The sequence below is a fragment of the Mesorhizobium sp. M8A.F.Ca.ET.207.01.1.1 genome (assembly GCF_004794715.1).
In the GTDB taxonomy this organism is placed as follows: Bacteria; Pseudomonadota; Alphaproteobacteria; order Rhizobiales; family Rhizobiaceae; genus Mesorhizobium.
The window spans coordinates 1-375 of sequence record NZ_SRUS01000207.1; the positions used below are offsets into that span (position 1 = coordinate 1).

The 375-nt window shown below is 68.8% G+C and carries 1 protein-coding gene; it reads right to left on the reverse strand.

Going from position 1 to position 375, the window contains the following annotated elements; all coding sequences use genetic code 11:
- Positions 1 to 319 (reverse strand): hypothetical protein (locus tag EN850_RS34195; RefSeq protein WP_210238029.1); only part of this gene is annotated, 319 nt, incomplete at its 3' end.
- Between the last annotated feature and the right edge of the window lie 56 nt (positions 320 to 375).

Here is a 375-nt window from a genome sequence, read left to right on the forward strand (position 1 = left end):
TTTCGATCGCCGCAGGCGGTGACGGGCGCTCGCGCAAGCGCTGCAGGCGCTGCGGGTCGACCGTGCTCAGGCCGCCGGCGGTGACCACCCAGAACGTGCCATCCTGGCGCAGGATCGCCGATGGACCGGAACTGCCGTTGGCCTGTGCATTGGCCATGCCGTCGATCTCGTTGTAGCGCTCCACCACCACCCGCGGCGTACGGCCGTCGGCGACCGCGTTGAGGGTAGCCATGTCGGTGCGCAGCACACCGCGATTGCTGCTGATCCACACATTGCCAAGGCGATCGGGCACCAGCTGGAACACCGCATCCACCGGCATGCCCTGCTCCAGGCCAACCCGTGCCAGCCTGCCATTGCGCCAGCGGTACAGGCCGC